This is a genomic window from Vibrio scophthalmi, from assembly GCF_040869025.1.
Lineage (GTDB): Bacteria > Pseudomonadota > Gammaproteobacteria > Enterobacterales > Vibrionaceae > Vibrio > Vibrio scophthalmi.
The window spans coordinates 1,152,144-1,170,745 of the sequence record NZ_CP134271.1; the positions used below are offsets into that span (position 1 = coordinate 1,152,144).

The 18,602-nt window shown below is 46.8% G+C and carries 15 protein-coding genes; 11 read left to right on the plus strand and 4 right to left on the minus strand.

Annotation, left to right across the window (positions count from 1 at the left end; translation table 11 throughout):
• Positions 1–156: 156 nt before the first annotated feature.
• Positions 157–1,065: a CDF family cation-efflux transporter FieF gene (gene fieF / locus RJD38_RS05230; protein ID WP_005599286.1), complete on the minus strand. Its 909-nt coding sequence runs from the start codon at positions 1,063–1,065 to the stop codon at positions 157–159.
• A gap of 183 nt (positions 1,066–1,248) precedes the next feature.
• Positions 1,249–1,737, minus strand: a complete 489-nt coding sequence (locus RJD38_RS05235) for a CpxP family protein (RefSeq protein ID WP_065544961.1) — start codon at positions 1,735–1,737, stop codon at positions 1,249–1,251.
• Positions 1,738–1,917: 180 nt separating this feature from the next.
• Here RJD38_RS05235 and RJD38_RS05240 point away from each other — a divergent pair, with 180 nt between their 5' ends.
• The 3 genes from RJD38_RS05240 (at position 1,918) to trmL (ending at position 4,579) form a co-directional block, all read left to right on the plus strand.
• Positions 1,918–2,604, plus strand: coding sequence for a response regulator (locus RJD38_RS05240; protein WP_065544960.1), 687 nt, complete (start codon positions 1,918–1,920; stop codon positions 2,602–2,604).
• The gene (cpxA, locus tag RJD38_RS05245) at positions 2,604–3,986 is read left to right on the plus strand and encodes an envelope stress sensor histidine kinase CpxA (protein ID WP_065544959.1); all 1,383 of its coding nucleotides are present in this window, start codon (positions 2,604–2,606) and stop codon (positions 3,984–3,986) included. Before RJD38_RS05240 ends, cpxA begins: the two co-directional genes overlap by 1 nt.
• A gap of 113 nt (positions 3,987–4,099) precedes the next feature.
• Entirely contained in the window at positions 4,100–4,579 is a 480-nt protein-coding gene (gene trmL, locus RJD38_RS05250) for a tRNA (uridine(34)/cytosine(34)/5-carboxymethylaminomethyluridine(34)-2'-O)-methyltransferase TrmL (RefSeq protein ID WP_005599281.1), read from the plus strand.
• Between the two features lie 86 nt (positions 4,580–4,665).
• On the opposite strand, the gene RJD38_RS05255 is transcribed toward trmL, so the two are convergent.
• Positions 4,666–5,196, minus strand: a complete 531-nt coding sequence (locus tag RJD38_RS05255) for an FxsA family protein (protein ID WP_005599279.1) — start codon at positions 5,194–5,196, stop codon at positions 4,666–4,668.
• 423 nt (positions 5,197–5,619) lie between these two features.
• Between RJD38_RS05255 and aspA the strand changes: the two genes are divergently transcribed.
• From aspA to RJD38_RS05295, 8 genes are all read left to right on the plus strand, one after another.
• Positions 5,620–7,068 (plus strand): aspartate ammonia-lyase, encoded by a 1,449-nt coding sequence (gene aspA, locus RJD38_RS05260; RefSeq protein ID WP_005599278.1) that lies wholly within the window; start codon positions 5,620–5,622, stop codon positions 7,066–7,068.
• A gap of 228 nt (positions 7,069–7,296) precedes the next feature.
• Entirely contained in the window at positions 7,297–8,604 is a 1,308-nt protein-coding gene (locus tag RJD38_RS05265; RefSeq protein ID WP_005599277.1) for an anaerobic C4-dicarboxylate transporter, read from the plus strand.
• A 237-nt stretch (positions 8,605–8,841) separates the two neighbouring features.
• Complete coding sequence (locus tag RJD38_RS05270; RefSeq protein ID WP_367971405.1) at positions 8,842–10,647, plus strand: protein-disulfide reductase DsbD; 1,806 nt, start codon at positions 8,842–8,844, stop codon at positions 10,645–10,647.
• A 158-nt stretch (positions 10,648–10,805) separates the two neighbouring features.
• Positions 10,806–11,441 carry a response regulator gene (locus RJD38_RS05275; protein WP_005599274.1) on the plus strand — a complete coding sequence of 212 codons (636 nt, stop codon included), beginning with the start codon at positions 10,806–10,808 and terminating at the stop codon, positions 11,439–11,441.
• A 155-nt stretch (positions 11,442–11,596) separates the two neighbouring features.
• Entirely contained in the window at positions 11,597–12,223 is a 627-nt protein-coding gene (locus RJD38_RS05280; RefSeq protein WP_005599272.1) for a MarC family protein, read from the plus strand.
• Between the two features lie 217 nt (positions 12,224–12,440).
• A complete protein-coding gene (locus tag RJD38_RS05285) occupies positions 12,441–12,704 on the plus strand; it encodes a DUF4212 domain-containing protein (protein ID WP_005599270.1) in 264 nt (87 codons plus the stop codon).
• A gap of 12 nt (positions 12,705–12,716) precedes the next feature.
• Positions 12,717–14,444: a sodium:solute symporter family protein gene (locus RJD38_RS05290; RefSeq protein WP_005599268.1), complete on the plus strand. Its 1,728-nt coding sequence runs from the start codon at positions 12,717–12,719 to the stop codon at positions 14,442–14,444.
• A gap of 151 nt (positions 14,445–14,595) precedes the next feature.
• Positions 14,596–15,084 carry a hypothetical protein gene (locus RJD38_RS05295; protein WP_005599266.1) on the plus strand — a complete coding sequence of 163 codons (489 nt, stop codon included), beginning with the start codon at positions 14,596–14,598 and terminating at the stop codon, positions 15,082–15,084.
• A gap of 26 nt (positions 15,085–15,110) precedes the next feature.
• Here RJD38_RS05295 and RJD38_RS05300 read toward each other — a convergent pair whose 3' ends face one another.
• A complete protein-coding gene (locus RJD38_RS05300) occupies positions 15,111–18,542 on the minus strand; it encodes a NahK/ErcS family hybrid sensor histidine kinase/response regulator (protein ID WP_065544958.1) in 3,432 nt (1,143 codons plus the stop codon).
• Between the last annotated feature and the right edge of the window lie 60 nt (positions 18,543–18,602).

The following is an 18,602-nucleotide window of genomic DNA, read 5'->3' on the forward strand; positions in this document are numbered from 1 at the left end:
CTACATTTATTTGCACGAAATTATGTAAGTTTTCTACTTATGTAAGAGTATTACAGGTTTGCTCATTAACTTTGTTGATACATATCAGGATCACGTTTATTTCTGTTTTCGTTGAAAAGATAGACAATAAACGGCTTTCATTCCAAACCAATCTCACTACCAATCAACCGATTTTTGCGCCCGCTCAGAGGTATAAACCACCGAGTATGGATCTTGGTGAATGAGGATATCGGCTTGCGGAAACGCCGCCAATAAACTTCGTTCCACGTTGTCAGAAATACGATGTGCCTCGATTAACTGAATATGATCTTCCAACTCTAAGTGCAATTGAATAAAACGAACCGGCCCTGCCATACGAGTGCGTAATTGATGCACACCTAATACGCCAGTGACTTGCAAACATTCTTGTTTGATCTGTTGTAGCTCTTCTTCTGGTAACTGACGATCAAGTAATGTTTGCGTCGCTTCAGTCACCATTTTGAAAGCGCTGTATAAAATAAAGAACCCAATACCGACGGCAAACACTGCATCCGCTTGGCCAATGCCCGCCCAACTCAAACCTAATGCCACCATGATTGCCGCATTCATATACAGGTCAGTTTGATAGTGCAGCGAATCTGCCGCGATCGCTTGGCTACCGGTTTTACGCACCACGTGTTTTTGGAACAGTACTAGACCAAACGTAACAACAATAGCAAACATGCTCACATAGACACCGAGCTCAGGAGAGTTCAATTCGTGTGGGCGGAAGAAGCGTTCGATACCATTTAAAATCAAAAATACCGCAGAACCGGAGATAAACATCGCTTGGGCTAATGCCGCGAGCGATTCAGCTTTACCATGACCGAAGCGATGCTCTTTGTCAGCAGGCTGCAGTGAATAGCGAATCACGACAAGGTTCACCACCGAGGCTGCGATATCGAGCATCGAGTCAATTAACGAGGCGAGTAAACTTACCGAGCCGGTCACCCACCAAACCACCAATTTAACCAGCAGTAATAATGTTGCGACCACTGTTGCGGTCCATGCCGCAAGCGTAACTAATTTTCCGTAATCTTGTTTCATCACTTTGTATTCATCTTCAATGATGCGCTAATTATACTCAACTGACCCTAAGATGCAGCTCTGATGTCCGATTGTCATTAACGAATTATCGACACATCCCACTACATCAAAACCTATAAACGCAACAAAGCAGCCTATTGGCTGCTTCGGTCTCTATCAATCTGTACGCAAATAGGCTGATGATTAGTGGTGATTTTTGCGCTTCTCACCGCAATTTTCCATACGCTCTTTGCTCAGCTCAACAAACTTTGTTTTTTGCTCTGGCGTTAACACGCTTAGCATTTGGTGTTGCTTCTCAAGCATCTTCACTTTACGTTCCGTTTGCTTCTCTACCATGCTTTTCGCCAGTTCATTCGCCGCCGCTTGATCAAAGTTATCGGCTAACACCAATTGCTGGACTTTATCGTGGTGAGCTTGGCGCTCTACTTTACGCGTATCAGCGTTATCAGCAAATTTAGCCTTCATTTCTGCCTTGTTTGCTTCACGCATCTCTTTAAGCTGTGTTTTTTGTGCATCGGTCAAATCGAGCTTTTTCATAATGCCGCGATCCATACCACCTTGGCAGTGGCCGCCTTTATGGTCACCTTTACCACCAAAGGCCATCGCACTGGCCGATGCAAATGCTAAAGGAATAACCGCTGCTGCTAATACGAATTTTTTAACTGTCTTCATAATCACTACCTTTCTTTTGTTAGTCGGGCTGCCTGTGCAGCGCTTGATAATAGATTAGTCTGTCAGAAGTAAAGCGACGTCTAGAGAGCGTAAAGATTCGTAAAGAGCAAAATTTACGCTAATGCTTAGATAAAATAATCAGTAAACTGATCCCATACCAGTCACTATTAAGGCAGCCACATGGCACACATTTTATTAATCGATGACGACACCGAACTCACCGGCTTACTCAAAGAAGTACTCAGCTTTGAAGGCTTCACTGTATCTGAAGCTAATGATGGTGAAGCGGGTCTTGCCGCGCTCAATAAAGAGATCGATTTGATCTTACTCGATGTGATGATGCCAAAACTTAATGGCACGGAAACTCTTAAACGCATCCGCGAAAACTGGGAAACACCAGTGTTAATGCTCACCGCCAAAGGGGAAGAGATTGACCGTGTCATCGGTTTGGAGTTGGGCGCGGACGATTACTTGCCAAAGCCTTTTAGTGACCGCGAACTACTGGCTCGTATTCGCGCGATTTTACGTCGCACCCAAACGGCCACAAGTAGCAAACCAAGCGATAGCTTGCAATATCAAGATATTGAAGTGTTTCCAGGTAAACAGGAAGCTTACTGCCAAGGTCAACAACTCGATCTTACCACCACCGAGTTTGCTTTATTGAGCCACTTTGTCATCCATCCTGGCGAAACCATTACCAAAGAAGTGCTCAGTTTAGATGTACTCGGTAAACGCCTCGCCGCCTTTGATCGCGCTATTGATATGCACGTATCTAACTTACGTAAAAAACTCCCTGAGCGCGCCGATGGCAAACCGCGCATAAAAACCTTGCGCGGTCGTGGCTATCTATTGGTCGAGGAAGGCTAATGCGCTTGCCAAGAATCACGAGCCTTTATGGCCGTATCTTTGCCATTTTTTGGCTGACGATGTTTTTGGTCGTGATTGCGGTATTGGCTTTGCCACACCTTGATCCACGTAAGCCTCATTCGATCCCTCAAGAGAGCTTAGCCAAGATGAAACTGTTTGCTGAGCGAGTTGAAACCCAATACCAAGGCAGTAATAACCTCAATCAAGTATTACGAGAGATCGACAAAGATCGACCGAGCAAACGAGATCCTCGCCCACGCTACTTCATCACCGATCTTGAGGGCGATATTCTTACGCCGAAAAAGCAGCGCGATTTTAAAGCTCGTGCATTGCAGAACCTGATCTCGACCATCGAATCGCCAAGCGATCCTAAGCAGCGCCTGTATGGCCATTACATGGTGGCAGGCCCTGTACCAATTACACTGGCGGGCCAACCACTGCACATGTTCTTAGCCTTTAAGTGGGATCAGCCACCGCCCTTTTTACTGCGCATGTTCGACAAACCATTTCAGCTGTTATTGGCCGTCATGGTTGCCAGCACACCGCTACTACTATGGTTAGCCTGGGCACTCAGCCAACCAGCGCGTAAGTTGGAGCGCGCAGCCAAACGCGTTGCTAAAGGCGAATTCGTGGTGGATCCAAGCTTAGAAAAAGGCACCAGTGAGTTCCGCCAAGCTGGCACGGCATTTAACCAAATGGTGCAAGACGTCAATCAAATGATCTCAGGTCAGCAACGCTTGCTCTCTGACATATCCCATGAGCTGCGCTCGCCTCTTACCCGGCTAAGAATGGCCACAGCGCTCGCCACTCGTAAGCAAGGTGAAAGCGCTGAACTGACGCGAATTGATACCGAAGCGCAGCGATTAGAGCAAATGATTTCTGAGTTGCTCGAACTTTCTCGCATGCAACTTGATAGTCACACCGATCGCGAAAAACAACCACTATCTAGCCTTTGGGAAGCGATCTTAAGCGACGCACAATTTGAAGCCGAACAGATGGGCAAGACGCTCAACTATTCAGCCATTCCAGAACAAGCTATTTCAGGCAAACCAAAACTGCTAATGAGTGCACTCGATAATATTGTGCGTAATGCCATTCGTTATGGCCATGATGCTATTGAGGTGACCATTACTACAACGGCAGATCACGTTACCGTGATGGTCGATGACAATGGTGAAGGTGTCCCTAATGAAGAATTACAAGCGATCTTCAGACCTTTCTATCGCGTTTCAACCGCCCGCGATCGCGTCAGCGGAGGCACAGGACTGGGCCTTGCGATTACCGAAAGTGCGGTGCGTCAACATAGTGGGAGTATCGAGGCATCACGCAGTCCATTAGGTGGTTTAAGGGTCACCATTTGTCTCCCGCTTAGCATTGATTAAACCGATGAAATAGCAAACCATGCGCGGTTAGCTCCCACTAACCGCCATTAAACTCTCGCTTAGCAGGTCATCCTGTTATAATCGGCGCAGTTTTTACTGACACAGATTATGCCATGTTTGATATTGCCCTTTATGAACCGGAAATTGCGCCAAATACTGGCAATATAATCCGTCTATGCGCCAACTGTGGTGCCAACTTGCACCTCATCGAGCCTTTGGGTTTTGATTTAGAAGAGAAGAAGGTGCGTCGTGCTGGCTTAGATTATCACGATTTAGCGCGAGTAAAACGCCACAAAGACTTGCAAGCCTTTCTCGATTATTTAGAGCAAGAACGCAGTGGCCAGTTCCGTATTTTTGCCTGCACCACCAAAACGACGGGCCATCATGTCGATGCGCAATTTACCGAAGGCGATGTGCTGTTGTTTGGCCCAGAAACACGCGGCCTGCCGGCAGAGTTAATCGAAAGCTTACCGATGGAGCAACGCATTCGTATTCCTATGATGCCTGATGCTCGTAGCTTGAACCTATCCAATGCCGTCGCGATTATCGCTTATGAAGCATGGCGCCAAATGGGTTTCAAAGGCGCACAGTAAATAGTGCAATCACAGCACTATTTCGCAAAACAGATAGATAAAGAAAAAGGCGCCGAGGCGCCTTTTCATCTATTCAGTCATTCTATTTAGTTCAACTTATTGCGGTCATCATCGTCTTTGCGCTCAAACTCACCTTCAAAGGTGTTGCCATCTTTCGATTGTTCGAACGGGTTGCGTTGAAATGGATCTTGACCAAATCCGTCTTGTGAACCAAAGCCACCTTGGTTGTTAAAGCCACCGTGAAAACCACCACCGACCGATTTCACCACCATCTTACTCATCAAGTATTTGGCGATCGCCGCACGCGGTGCCGGCAGCAGTATTAGCATCCCCAATGCATCCGTCATAAAGCCCGGCGTCAGCAATAAGACGCCCGCAACAGCAAGCATCACGCCTTCAAAAATCTGTTGCGCTGGCAATTCACCCTGTTGCAGACGATTTTGCACATTCATTAAGGTTTGTAATCCTTGACTGCGCACTAGTGAAGCCCCAACAAATGCGGTGATCAATACCAATGCAATCGTTGGCCACAAACCCAGAAACCCGCCCACTTGGATAAACAGGCCAATTTCAATAATCGGAACTAAAATAAACAGTAATAATAAGATAGGAAACACATGCCCTCCTTTGTTAGCGACACATTAGCGCTAACCGCTACGAGTCACAATATATTCGCTCGTTGAAATGTTAGAAATCGTGACCAAACAAAGTGTTCATACCGATTACTTACATATTAGCAAAGCATGAATCAATCAAGTGACACCTGCGTTCATGACGTTAACAATCTGCCCCTATCAAAACTCACGAAACGCAACAACTGTGAGCGAGATAAATGACGTAGCGCATAGCAACGCAAATTTTTCATACCTTTGGTTCAAATAGTGATCCACTTAATATTTTTATGAATTTAGTCCAGTATCATGTGCCACATATGTCAGGACGGATTTCCAGCCAAACACTCTGACGAATGGATTCTTAAACAGCAGAATTGGCGATTACAAAAAAATTTAATATCACAATAATTCTCTAAGGATCCACCTATGGCTACTCTATCTGAAGCTACAGCAGCTAACTCAGCCACTCGTATTGAAGAAGATCTATTAGGTCAACGTCACGTTCCTGCAGATGCTTACTACGGCATCCACACTTTACGCGCTATTGAAAACTTCAATATCTCAAACGTTACTATCTCTGACGTACCTGAATTCGTACGCGGCATGGTAATGACCAAAAAAGCGGCGACGCTAGCAAACAAAGAACTGGGCGCTATTCCAAAAGATGTTGCAGATTACATTCTGCAAGCGTGTGATTTGATCCTTGAAACAGGCAAGTGCATGGATCAGTTCCCTTCAGACGTATTCCAAGGCGGCGCGGGCACTTCAGTTAACATGAACACCAACGAAGTGATTGCGAACGTAGCACTGGAACTGATGGGCAAAGAAAAAGGCCAATACCAGTTCATCAACCCGAACGATCACGTTAACAAGAGCCAATCAACCAACTGTGCTTACCCAACGGGTTTCCGTATCGCCGTTTTCAACAGCGTACACAAACTAATTGAAGCGATTGAGTACCTAAAAGGCGCCTTCGAGCTTAAAGCACAAGAGTTCAGCGGCATCTTGAAAATGGGTCGTACTCAGCTACAAGACGCGGTACCAATGACAGTTGGTCAAGAATTCCATGCTTGGGCTGTTACACTGAACGAAGAAATTCGTGCTCTTGAGTACACATCAAAACTACTGCTTGAAATCAACCTAGGCGCAACAGCAATCGGTACTGGTCTAAACGCACCACAAGGTTACCAAGATCTCGCCGTTAAACACCTAGCGACCGTAACTGGCCTAGATGTGGTTGCAGCAGAAGATTTGATCGAAGCAACCTCTGACTGTGGTGCTTACGTCATGACGCACGGCGCACTAAAACGCCTTGCTGTTAAGCTATCAAAAATCTGTAACGACTTGCGCCTACTTTCTTCAGGCCCACGTACTGGTTTTAACGAACTAAACCTACCTGAACTGCAAGCTGGTTCTTCAATCATGCCAGCAAAAGTAAACCCAGTGATCCCTGAAGTGGTAAACCAAGTTTGCTTTAAAGTACTAGGTAACGACAATACGGTTTCTTTCGCAGCAGAAGGCGGTCAACTACAGTTGAACGTAATGGAACCTGTGATTGCACAAAGCGTATTTGAGTCAATTTCTCTGCTACACAACGCGTGTGTTAACCTACGCGACAAATGTATCGACGGCATCACCGTTAACAAAGAAACGTGTGAAAACTACGTATACAACTCAATCGGTATCGTAACTTACCTAAACCCATACATTGGTCACCATGAAGGCGACATCGTGGGCAAAATCTGTGCCGAAACAGGTAAGAGCGTACGTGAAGTTGTGCTAGACCGCGGTTTATTAACGGCAGAAGAGCTTGACGAGATTCTTTGCGTTGAAAACTTCATGCATCCAACGTATAAAGCCAAACGTTACGAGTAATAACGACAAGAGGGGTCCCAGATGGGACCCTTTTTTTGGCGCTGTTTTTGGCGCTTTATACCGATCAAGACCAGTTCATGGTCAACATTTGTAAAAATAATCGACGACTGATGTTGGTTGGTATTAATCACTAGAGTGATGGTTATAACTACACTTATACCTACACGCTCCAAGAAGCGATGGGAAACCACCACCAAATAAAACCATAACAATTTTGAGGGTCTTTATATGGTAGCAGTCGAACTGTTAGTCGTTCTGCTCTTTATCTTTATAGGAGCAAGAATCGGGGGGATCGGCATCGGGTTTGCCGGTGGCGCGGGCGTAATCGCTTTATCTGTGGGTCTTGGCGTACCCACCAGCCAAGCATTTATTCCGGTCGATGTTATTTTAATTATTATGTCAGTTATTACTGCTATTGCCGCAATGCAAGTGGCTGGCGGCATGGATTGGCTGGTGCAAATTGCCGAAGATTTTTTACGTAAAAATCCTAAACGAATCACCTTCTACGCACCGATCGTGACGTTCTTTATGACGCTGATGGCGGGGACTGGCCACACGGCATTCTCAACATTACCTGTGATCGCAGAAGTAGCAAAAGGCCAAGGCGTACGTCCTTCCCGACCACTCTCTATTGCGGTGGTTGCCTCACAAATCGCCATCACCGCCTCACCGATTTCAGCCGCTGTGGTTGCCTTCGCAGCGATGTTGGCACCGGTCGGGGTCGATTACCTAACGCTGCTTGCCGTGTGCATTCCGACGTCTTTCCTTGCTTGTATGATTGGCGCATTCGTGGCCAACTTCATGGGTTGTGAGTTAAAAGACGATCCCGTTTACCAACAGCGTTTAGAGCAAGGGTTAATTAAGCTTCCAGATACGCAACGACGTGAAATTCTGCCGACGGCCAAAACCGCAACCTATATTTTCCTAATCGCAATTGCGTTAGTGGTGTGTTATGCCGCGGCCATTTCAGACTCAATTGGTCTCATTGAGAATCCTGCGTTAGGTCGTAATGAAGCGATTATGGCCGTCATGCTCGCCGCTGCTGCCGCAATCGTGATGTTCACCAAGATCGACGCGAACCAAATTGCCGCAGCCGCAACATTCCGCTCAGGCATGACCGCTTGTGTTTGTGTATTAGGTGTTGCTTGGTTAGGCGCAACATTCGTTAACGCTCACGTGGATGGCATTAAAGAGCTGGCGGGTGAACTACTCGCTGATTACCCTTGGATGTTAGCGCTGGTGCTATTTTTGGCCTCAATGCTGCTCTACTCACAAGGGGCGACCACGGTGGCACTTATGCCTGCAGCTCTGGCGATTGGTGTTGCGCCACTCACCGCCGTTGCTTCATTTGCCGCCGTCAGCGCATTGTTTGTTTTGCCGACTTACCCAACGCTACTGGCCGCAGTAGAAATGGATGACACTGGCTCAACTCGTATTGGCAAATATGTGTTTAACCACCCATTCTTTATTCCGGGTGTCACCACCATTACTTCTGCCGTTGCGCTAGGCTTTGCTTTTGGCGGTCTATTTATCTAATACACCATCATTCAGCGCTGCATTAGAGATACTAAAGGAGCTTCGGCTCCTTTTTTTATTTCACTAAAACGCTAATTTCCGATCTTCAAAGCCAATTTCATCAATGATGAAACTAATTGGCGCTTTTCCCTGTCCTATTACGTTCAAGCCTCATTACGAACAAATTTCTCACTATCTAGAGAAAACTGGCGTCAATTGAGTATAAAATACCCTAAATTCTAATAAAGTGACTTTTGTATGCGTTTTCTTTTATCGCTTTTACTGCTGTGTGCTTCCGTCGTTTCGATGCCAGCAATGGCCCTGTTTAACTCGGGTAACGCCCTTAGCTTCGGTGACGATAGCAACCAATTTGTCCCTGTCGATCAAGCATTTCAGTTCAATGCTTACCAGCAAGGCGATCGCGTCTTTATCGATTGGCAAGTCAAACCAGATTACTACCTCTACCAAGAACGCATTTCACTCAGCGGTGAAAAAGTCACCCTTGGCGATTTCGCGATGCGCCAAGGCCAGCCACACCAAGATGAATTTTTTGGCGATGTGCACATCTATACCGAACCGCTATTCATTGAAGTACCACTACGCGATTATCAGGTCGGCGCACGCTTAATCGTTCAATATCAAGGTTGTGCCAAAGCGGGATTTTGCTACCCACCAGAAACACGCGTCATCGAATTGGAAGCCTTTACCAATTCAGCCACTAACACATCAACGGTAACACCAGCAACAACAGACATTACTGGCAATGATAAAAACAACGCTTTTGCTCAGGGCGATAACGTTGCCCCACAATCAAAAGAGAGCAGCTTAGCTGATAAACTAGCCGATAACTGGTGGACGCCTGTGCTCTTTCTTGCTCTAGGGGTTGGCCTTGCCTTTACTCCGTGTGTGCTACCTATGTACCCAATCTTAACCAGTATCGTACTAGGTAGCGGCAAGCTTAGTCACCGTCGTGCGCTGGGGCTCTCCTTCATTTACGTACAAGGTATGGCGCTGACCTACACACTACTTGGCTTAGTGGTCGCCTCTGCGGGGATGCAATTCCAAGCGGCGATGCAACACCCTTACGTCTTAATTGGCTTGAGTATTCTCTTCGTCGCTTTAGCGCTATCAATGTTTGGCGCTTATACGTTGCAATTACCATCCAGCGTACAAACTTGGCTCAATGGTCTGAGTAATAAGCAGCAAGGTGGCAACTCTCTGGGCGTTTTTGCCATGGGTGCCATTTCAGGTTTAGTTTGCTCACCATGCACCACTGCCCCACTCTCTGGTGCGTTGTTGTATGTCGCGCAAAGCGGAGACTTACTGACTGGTGCAGTGGCTCTCTACGCACTCGCGATGGGGATGGGTATTCCACTTATGTTGGCAGCGGTATTTGGTAATAAACTGCTACCGAAAGCCGGCGGTTGGATGGATACGGTGAAGATCTTGTTCGGCTTTATTCTGCTTGCGGCTCCACTGTTTTTACTCGAGCGTATCTTGCCTGAATTGTGGGCTACTGGTCTTTGGTCACTGTTGGGGATAGTGGCATTTGGCTGGCTATATCACATCAAAAACAAACTGCCATTTGGCGGTTGGAAGCAAAGCACCATAGGTATTATTGCCGTGCTAGGATTGTTCGCTTCCGCTCAACCATTGTTGAACTATTGGTTTAACCCTCAACATCAAACGCAGAGCCAAAACGTTGAGTTTATTCGCATCAGCAACACCAGCGAATTAGAGCAGCAATTGGCCGCAGCCAAACAGGCAGGTAAACCAGTGATGCTCGATTTCTATGCCGACTGGTGCGTCGCCTGTAAAGAGTTTGAAAAATATACCTTCCACGATGCGCAAGTGGCCGACAAGCTACAAAACTTTGTCTTACTGCAAGCGGATGTGACCAACAACCAAATGCAAGATATTGAACTGCTGAAAAAAATGCAGGTACTTGGCTTACCGACAATTGAGTTTTGGGATGCTAATGGTGAGCATATCAACCATGCACGCATTACCGGATTTATGGCCGCAGAACCCTTTATTGCCCATTTAGACAATCATCAGCTCTAAAGCGACACGACTTCACATCGGTGTGTATGCACCGGTGTGATTATTTCAAATCAGCAGTAAAACTCGATTTAGTTCAGACTTTTAATGGATAAACATTGTTCACTAAGCCAATCAGAACAATAATTCTATTAACCAAATTACAATAAGTGATTAACGTCATGGACTCGACTTACACCATCCTTATCGCCGACGACCATCCGCTATTTCGCAACGCTCTGTTTCAGTCGATCCATATGGCCATCAGTGGCGCAAATCTACTCGAAGCCGATTCTTTAGATGCGTTACTCCACTTATTGGCCAAAGAACCTGAACCAGATTTGTTACTGCTCGATCTAAAAATGCCGGGGGCTAATGGCATGTCAGGCTTGATGCAGCTGCGAGCTGAATACCCAGACCTGCCGATTGTCGTAGTGTCTGCCAGTGAAGAGCCAAGTGTCGTCACGCAAGTGAAAAGCCATGGTGCCTTTGGTTTCATTCCAAAATCGAGCGATATGCGCGAGCTGATCAGCGCTCTCAACCAAGTATTAGGTGGTGAACCTTTTTTCCCAGAAGGTTTAATTACCAATAACGCAGCTTGTAACGATCTGGCGGAAAAAATCGCGACCCTGACTCCGCAGCAGTATAAGGTGCTAGGCATGCTGTCAGACGGCTTGCTCAATAAGCAAATCGCCTACGAACTCAACGTCTCTGAAGCAACGATCAAAGCGCATATGACCGCCATCTTCCGCAAGTTAGGGGTTAAAAACCGCACACAAGCCGTGATTCTGTTGCAACAGCTCGAATCTGAATCGTAATTATTCGGCGTAATTAACTCTGCGTTAACTTGTTACCTTATCGAGTTTGCTAAACTTAGCTTGGTCATTAACTTCTACTTTGACCATCCCTCTGTTAACGCCATCTCAACCATGCGGGTTTTGATGGGAAGCAGTCAACTCTGGGAGGCATTTCGTTGCTTAGCATTATCATTACTCAATTCGTCGTACTCTGGGCGGTAATCGATCCCGTCGGTTCCGTTCCTGTCTATCTATCTCAAACTCAACATCTCACCGTCAAACAACGCCGTATCGTTGCATTGAAAGCCGTCGCGATAGCCACCGGCATCTTGCTGTTTTTTCTGCTAGTTGGGCAATTATTATTGGAAGCGATGCAAATTCCGCTGCCTGCCTTTCAAGCGGCTGGCGGATTAGTACTGCTGCTATTCGCACTCACCATGATTTTTGGTGAAAGCAAACCGGAACAAGAACAAAAGCTGACGCAAGATGTCAGCCATTCCGATCTGGCCGATCTGGCTGTATACCCGCTAGCAATGCCTTCCATTGCCTCCCCGGGCGCAATGATGGCGATAGTGATGTTGACCGACAATCACCGCTATTCACTGATTGATCAAGCAATCACCGCCGGTGTCATGACCAGCGTGTTACTCATCACCTTGCTATTTTTACTCGCCGCGAGTCATATCCACAGAGTGATTGGTAATGTTGGTGCTGCCATCATTAGTCGTGTTATGGGCCTTATTCTGGCTGCCGTGGCACTGAATAATTTGTTAATGGGCATTCGCGACTTCTATATTGTGTGATCCAGTTATCAAGACTTAGCCGATAACATTAGACCTTCGGCTAAGTTAACACAATTTTAACAACCCATCACTCCCGCAAAAAACCTCAAACAACTGATTCTATAAGCTTTTAGCTAAAACCCCTGCCGACTAAAGTTGAAGAGCACTCTCTTTCGCTCACTGCTATTGTATTTTCTGAAACATTTTATTAACAACAAACATGCGTAAGGAGACGGCAATGGCATTTGAAAGTCAGGAACGCGCCAAAGCTTACTGGCAAAAGAACGTAAGACTAATGATTGGGTTAATGGTCATTTGGTTTGTCGTATCTTTCGGCTGTGGAATTTTATTTGTTGATCAACTCAACCAATTTCAACTCGGAGGTTACAAGCTGGGTTTCTGGTTTGCTCAACAAGGGTCTATTTACACCTTCCTAGCAATCATTTTCTACTACGCGTGGAAGATGAGACGTATTGACCGCGAATTTGGTGTGGACGAGTAAGGAGCAACTCAGATGGATTTGAAAACAATTACTTACCTAGTAGTAGGATCAACATTCCTCCTCTACATAGGTATCGCAATTTGGGCACGAGCGGGCTCAACCAAAGAGTTTTATGTTGCTGGCGGCGGCGTAAACCCAATTGCCAACGGTATGGCTACAGCCGCTGACTGGATGTCGGCAGCGTCATTTATCTCAATGGCAGGCCTTATTGCCTTTATGGGTTACGGCGGTTCGGTATTCTTAATGGGTTGGACTGGCGGCTACGTACTACTTGCTCTGCTTCTTGCTCCTTACCTACGTAAGTTCGGTAAATTTACCGTACCTGAGTTTATTGGTGAGCGCTTCTATTCAAAAACAGCACGTATCGTTGCGGTTGTTTGTTTGATCATCGCATCCACCACCTACGTTATCGGTCAAATGAAAGGCGTTGGCGTGGCATTTGGTCGCTTCCTTGAAGTGGATTACTCAACAGGTCTACTGATCGGTATGTGTATCGTATTTATGTACGCGGTAATGGGCGGCATGAAAGGCATCACATACACGCAGATTGCACAATATTGCGTACTCATTCTTGCTTACACTATTCCAGCAATCTTTATCTCTCTGCAATTGACCGGTCACCCACTGCCACAAATTGGCTTAGGCAGCACTATTTCCGGCACCAATGTCTATCTACTCGATCGGCTCGATCAAGTGGTGACAGAGCTCGGCTTTAGCGAATACACCACCCACGTTCGCGGTGACACACTCAACATGTTCGTTTACACCATGTCACTGATGATCGGTACTGCAGGTCTGCCACACGTTATCATTCGTTTCTTCACAGTACCGAAAGTACGTGATGCACGTACCTCAGCAGGCTACGCACTTCTATTCATTGCGATTCTTTACACCACCGCTCCGGCAGTATCTGCCATGGCGCGTCTAAACCTCATGGATACGGTTAACCCGGCACCGGGTAAACACCTTGCCTACGATGAGCGTCCTGATTGGTTTAAAAACTGGGAAAAAACCGGCCTGCTTGGTTTTGATGATAAGAACGGCGACGGCCTTATTGAATACACTTCAAGCCCGGAAACGAACGAGCTGAAAGTTGACCGTGACATCATGGTACTGGCTAACCCTGAGATTGCGAAACTACCAAACTGGGTGATCGCACTGGTAGCCGCAGGTGGTCTTGCTGCTGCACTCTCAACCGCTGCTGGTCTGCTACTGGCGATATCGTCTGCGATATCTCACGACTTGATTAAAGGCGTTATTAATCCAAATATCTCTGAGAAGAAAGAACTGCTGGCAAGTCGTATCGCGATGGCGGTCGCGATAGGGGTCGCGGGTTATCTCGGCCTTAATCCACCAGGCTTTGCTGCTGGTACGGTGGCTCTGGCATTTGGCCTCGCAGGGTCTTCGATATTCCCTGCCTTGATGATGGGTATCTTTAGTAAGAGCATCAACAAAGAAGGCGCTATTGCCGGTATGATTGCAGGTATTACCATCACGCTATTCTATGTATTCCAACACAAAGGCATCCTATTTGTTGCTGATTGGACATACCTACAAAGCTGGGGTAGCAACTGGTTCTTCGGTATCGAACCTAATGCATTTGGTGCTATCGGCGCACTCTTCAACTTCGTCGTGGCATTCGCTGTATCACGTGTAACAGCAGAAACTCCGCAAGAAGTGAAAGATTTGGTTGAGCACGTACGTGTACCGGCAGGTGCTGGCGATGCGGTTGACCACTAAAATCTAACCCAAACCACAAAAGCCCCTACGGGGGCTTTTTTATTCAACTCACTCTGTTTATCTTGTATCAATCTGAATAAGTTAATGGATTGCATTACTTAACCAAATTGGTATCTATTTCGCCTTATATCGTAGCTGCAAGGAAGCCTCTATGTTCAAAAATAAGCACATTATCATTGCGCTGTTAGTCGCCCCAATTCTATCTATTCTTGCTTACGTGGGGACCGATCTCGCCCTGAGCGAAAAACCACACGCAGCCAAAGAAGGTACAGATTACAAACTGGTTAGCAAATCCAACTGTCGCTATACCAGTGGCTTATGTGACATGGCCAATGGTGAGTTTAAAGTGAAATTTCGTTCAGAAAGTCTGACGAACAATCAACTTGAGTTGTCGCTGACAGCCAGTTTTCCTCTCGAAGGCGTCAAACTGTCTGTGGTTGATAATCAAGATCAAATGGGCACACCAACCGATATGAAAATGGCAGACAGCAACGGTAAGCTATGGTCAATTACGCTCCCCGCCCCGGCCTCAGCTGAGAGTTGGTTACGGGTAGCGATTCAATCCGATGGCGTGCTCTATTACGGTGATACACAAATGGCTTTCATCAAGTATGAAACGCTGCTAAGCGAATCAAACTAACCCCGCCATCTTTCCCACCAATCAGCTTATGCGGAGCGATTTAATATCGCCCGCAGCTTCAATGGCTTAACCGGTTTAGGGATAAAACTAAAGCCATTCGATTTAATACCATCCAACATATCTGCAGTACGATCGGCACTGATGATCACGCCAACAAAGCTATCACCGAGCCGCAAGCGACATTGCTGCAGCACTTCCAATCCCGTCCGGCCATGATCAAGTCGATAGTCCGACAAGATCACGTCAGGGATCCAGCTTTCGTCAATGGCTTGCAAACTGCCGACAATATCCGTCGCGGTGCGCACATTGCATCCCCAACGTGCTAACAGTTGATCCATTCCGATCAAGATCTCCGGCTCATTATCGACGCACAGAACATTGAGATGACTGAGATCCGATACAGCTTGCGGCGAAACAACTGTTAATTGTGGAGCCACTGACTTTGCGCGTTTAAGCGTGATCGAAAAGACGCTGCCTTTACCCGGCCACGAACGCATCGCGATTTGATGACCTAGCACATTAGCGATGCCTTTGGAGATTGCTAGCCCTAAGCCTAAGCCTTGATCTGAGCGCACTTGGCTGCCACGGTTAAACTCTTCGAAGATTTCTTGCTGCTTATCTTCATCAATGCCCATACCGTTGTCCCAAACTTCAATTCGTACGTGCTCGCCAGCACGGCGCACACCTAGCAAGACTTTGCCTTGTGGACTGTAACGAAACGCATTGGTTAAAAAGTTCTGTATCACTCGGCGCAGCAACTTAGGATCGGATTGCACCAACTGCTGACTCGGAAAGAGGCTAAAATCGATTTTTTGTTGTTTTGCTAGCGCACTAAATTCCGCATTGAGATTAGACAACACATCATTAATCGCAAATCCGTGAACATTGACGTCCAACTTGCCTGACTCCAAACGCGATATATCGAGTAAATCACCAATCAAATCTTCTGCCGCTTCTAGCGCACTTTCAATATGCGTGGCTAACTGCTTGCTTTCACTCTCTTTAGCCACTTCCGATAGCGAAGAAGCAAATAAACGTGCCGCGTTTAATGGCTGCATCAAGTCATGACTCACTGCCGCGAGAAAACGAGATTTGGACTGTGACTCATGCTCTGAACGCTGCGTCGCCGTGACCAACTGCTTATTCAAGCGTTCCAATTCTTGCGTCCGTACCAACACGCGTTCTTCTAAGGTTTCGTTGGCTTCTTTTAGTGCTCGCTCGGCATCTCGGAAGACCGTGATATCGGTGAAACTCATCACAAAGCCGCCACCGGGCATAGGGTTGCCTTGTACTTCAATCACACGCCCGTCTGCACGAACTCGTGAAGAGGTATGCCGCGAACCTTGTTCCAAATGGTAAATACGTCGGCGAACATGATCTTCCGGATCTCCAGGGCCACATAACCCTTGCTGTGCATTGTGACGGATCACATCGGCAATCGGCCTGCCCACTTGGATCAAACCGACAGGGAATTCAAATTGCTCTAAATAGCGTTGATTCCATGCCACCAGCCGCAACTGTTTATCGACGACGGCAATGCCTTGGCCAATATGTTCAATCGCTCCTTGCAGTAATCCCCGACTAAAATCATACAGCTCTGATGCTTCATCGACGATAGTGGCCACTTCTTCAAGTTGCATGTTGCGACCTTGCAAGGCAGAAGTAAGTACTAACTTAGCTGATGATGCGCCAAATACCCCAGCCAACACGCGCTCTGTATGGCGAATCAAACTCGATGGCGCTTGCTGATTAGGCATCAAGGTTTCGCGCTGTTGCCCCCAAAACTGCTGAAAAGCAGAGCGAACCCGTGCGCGGCCAACAAAACGTGACGCCAACATCTCTAATTCTGCCACCGTAACACGGCTTTGATAGAGGCTGATATTTTCACTTTCTGGTAATGGCGAACCAATAAAGGACGCCGACTGCAGGCGCTCACTTAAACTTGCGCGGGTGATAGACGAAACAAACACATAGCATAAGGTGTTCAAAACCAAGCTGAGCACAATGCCCCAATCAGAGCTTTGAATACCCATATTGGCTAAGTATTGTGGCGGCTCAATAATCCACAGCAGTAAGTTGGTATGACTGTCGCCTGCCAACATATCGGTTGCGCTCATCAAGGTGATTAACCACAAGGTAAAACCAAACAACAAGCCAACATACACCCCTTTGCGATTGCCTTGTCGCCAATACATACCGCCTAATAATGCTGGAGCAAATTGACTGATAGCGGCAAAAGAAAGAAAACCTATTGCCGAGAGTGAATGAATGTTACCGAGCACTTGGTAGAAGCCCCATGCGCCTAGAAGTAACAATAGAATTAAGCCACGACGAATCACCAGCAGTAATCCCGAGAACTGACGGTGATCACGTTGAGTCAGTTTCATCCGACGCAGTAACAATGGCATCACTAGATCATTTGACACCATGATAGCCAAAGCGATAGTCGAAACAATCACCATGCCGCTGGCCGCTGAGGTCCCACCTAAAAAGGCCAATAAAGCCATATCCGTTGCGCCAACCGACATCGGCAAGCTAATCACATAAGTATCTGGGCTTACACCGCCTAACAACGCCTGACCAACCCAAGCGACAGGGAGTACAAATAGTCCCATCAAGACAAGATAGAGGGGGAATAGCCACCGCGCGGTATGCAGATCTTGCGCGCGTTCATTTTCCACCACCATGGTATGAAACTGACGCGGTAGACACAAAATCGCCATCATGGTCAAAAAGGTATGAATGACTAACGTGGCGATATTCGGTGATTGATAAGTTTGTGCTGCGACATCCATTAAAACAATATCGTCACGATTGAGGGCAAGAAATAAAATGAAGCAGCCAACCACCAAAAAGGCCACCAGCTTAATCACTGATTCAAACGCAATCGCCATCATCATACCGCGATGGTGTTCGGTGTTATCGATATGGCGAGTACCAAACAGCATGGTAAAGACAGCTAAAGCGATCACCACAAACCATGACACATCAAAAATGCCCCACTGACCTTGCGATTGCAATTCAGGCGCAATAACTTCCAACCCCATGGTGATACCACGTAGCTGCAAAGCGATATAAGGTAAAATACCCACCACCGCAATTAAGGTTATCACGACAGCTAAGCCTTGCGACTTGCCATAGCGCGCCGCAATAAAATCAGCAATCGAGGTAATATGCTCACGTTTGGCGACCAAAATCAGCCGAGCGAGAACGCGCCAGCCAAAGGTAAACACCAGAATAGGCGCAAGATAGATTGGCAGGAAAGACCATGGGTTATTACTCGCTTGGCCCACCGTGCCGTAAAAAGTCCAAGAGGTGCAGTAGACGGCAATCGATAAGCTATAAATCCATGGTCGCCATTTGGCTAACCACTTATTTTGCTTATCGCCATACCAAGCAATTAAAAACAGTAACCCGAGATACATCAGTGATACGGGAATCACTAGCCATCCTTGCATGCGATATCCTTTATTTATAAAAAGCTTATAAAAAAACCTCTCCGAGGAGAGGTTCATTAA

Excerpts from the sequence above, each read along its gene's own strand:
- fieF (WP_005599286.1), bottom strand. The coding sequence starts at position 1,065 with ATGAAACAAGATTACGGAAAATTAGTTACGCTTGCGGCATGGACCGCA.
- RJD38_RS05235 (WP_065544961.1), bottom strand. The coding sequence starts at position 1,737 with ATGAAGACAGTTAAAAAATTCGTATTAGCAGCAGCGGTTATTCCTTTA.
- RJD38_RS05240 (WP_065544960.1), top strand. The coding sequence starts at position 1,918 with ATGGCACACATTTTATTAATCGATGACGACACCGAACTCACCGGCTTA.
- cpxA (WP_065544959.1), top strand. The coding sequence starts at position 2,604 with ATGCGCTTGCCAAGAATCACGAGCCTTTATGGCCGTATCTTTGCCATT.
- trmL (WP_005599281.1), top strand. The coding sequence starts at position 4,100 with ATGTTTGATATTGCCCTTTATGAACCGGAAATTGCGCCAAATACTGGC.
- aspA (WP_005599278.1), top strand. The coding sequence starts at position 5,620 with ATGGCTACTCTATCTGAAGCTACAGCAGCTAACTCAGCCACTCGTATT.
- RJD38_RS05265 (WP_005599277.1), top strand. The coding sequence starts at position 7,297 with ATGGTAGCAGTCGAACTGTTAGTCGTTCTGCTCTTTATCTTTATAGGA.
- RJD38_RS05270 (WP_367971405.1), top strand. The coding sequence starts at position 8,842 with ATGCGTTTTCTTTTATCGCTTTTACTGCTGTGTGCTTCCGTCGTTTCG.
- RJD38_RS05275 (WP_005599274.1), top strand. The coding sequence starts at position 10,806 with ATGGACTCGACTTACACCATCCTTATCGCCGACGACCATCCGCTATTT.
- RJD38_RS05285 (WP_005599270.1), top strand. The coding sequence starts at position 12,441 with ATGGCATTTGAAAGTCAGGAACGCGCCAAAGCTTACTGGCAAAAGAAC.
- RJD38_RS05290 (WP_005599268.1), top strand. The coding sequence starts at position 12,717 with ATGGATTTGAAAACAATTACTTACCTAGTAGTAGGATCAACATTCCTC.
- RJD38_RS05295 (WP_005599266.1), top strand. The coding sequence starts at position 14,596 with ATGTTCAAAAATAAGCACATTATCATTGCGCTGTTAGTCGCCCCAATT.
- RJD38_RS05300 (WP_065544958.1), bottom strand. The coding sequence starts at position 18,542 with ATGCAAGGATGGCTAGTGATTCCCGTATCACTGATGTATCTCGGGTTA.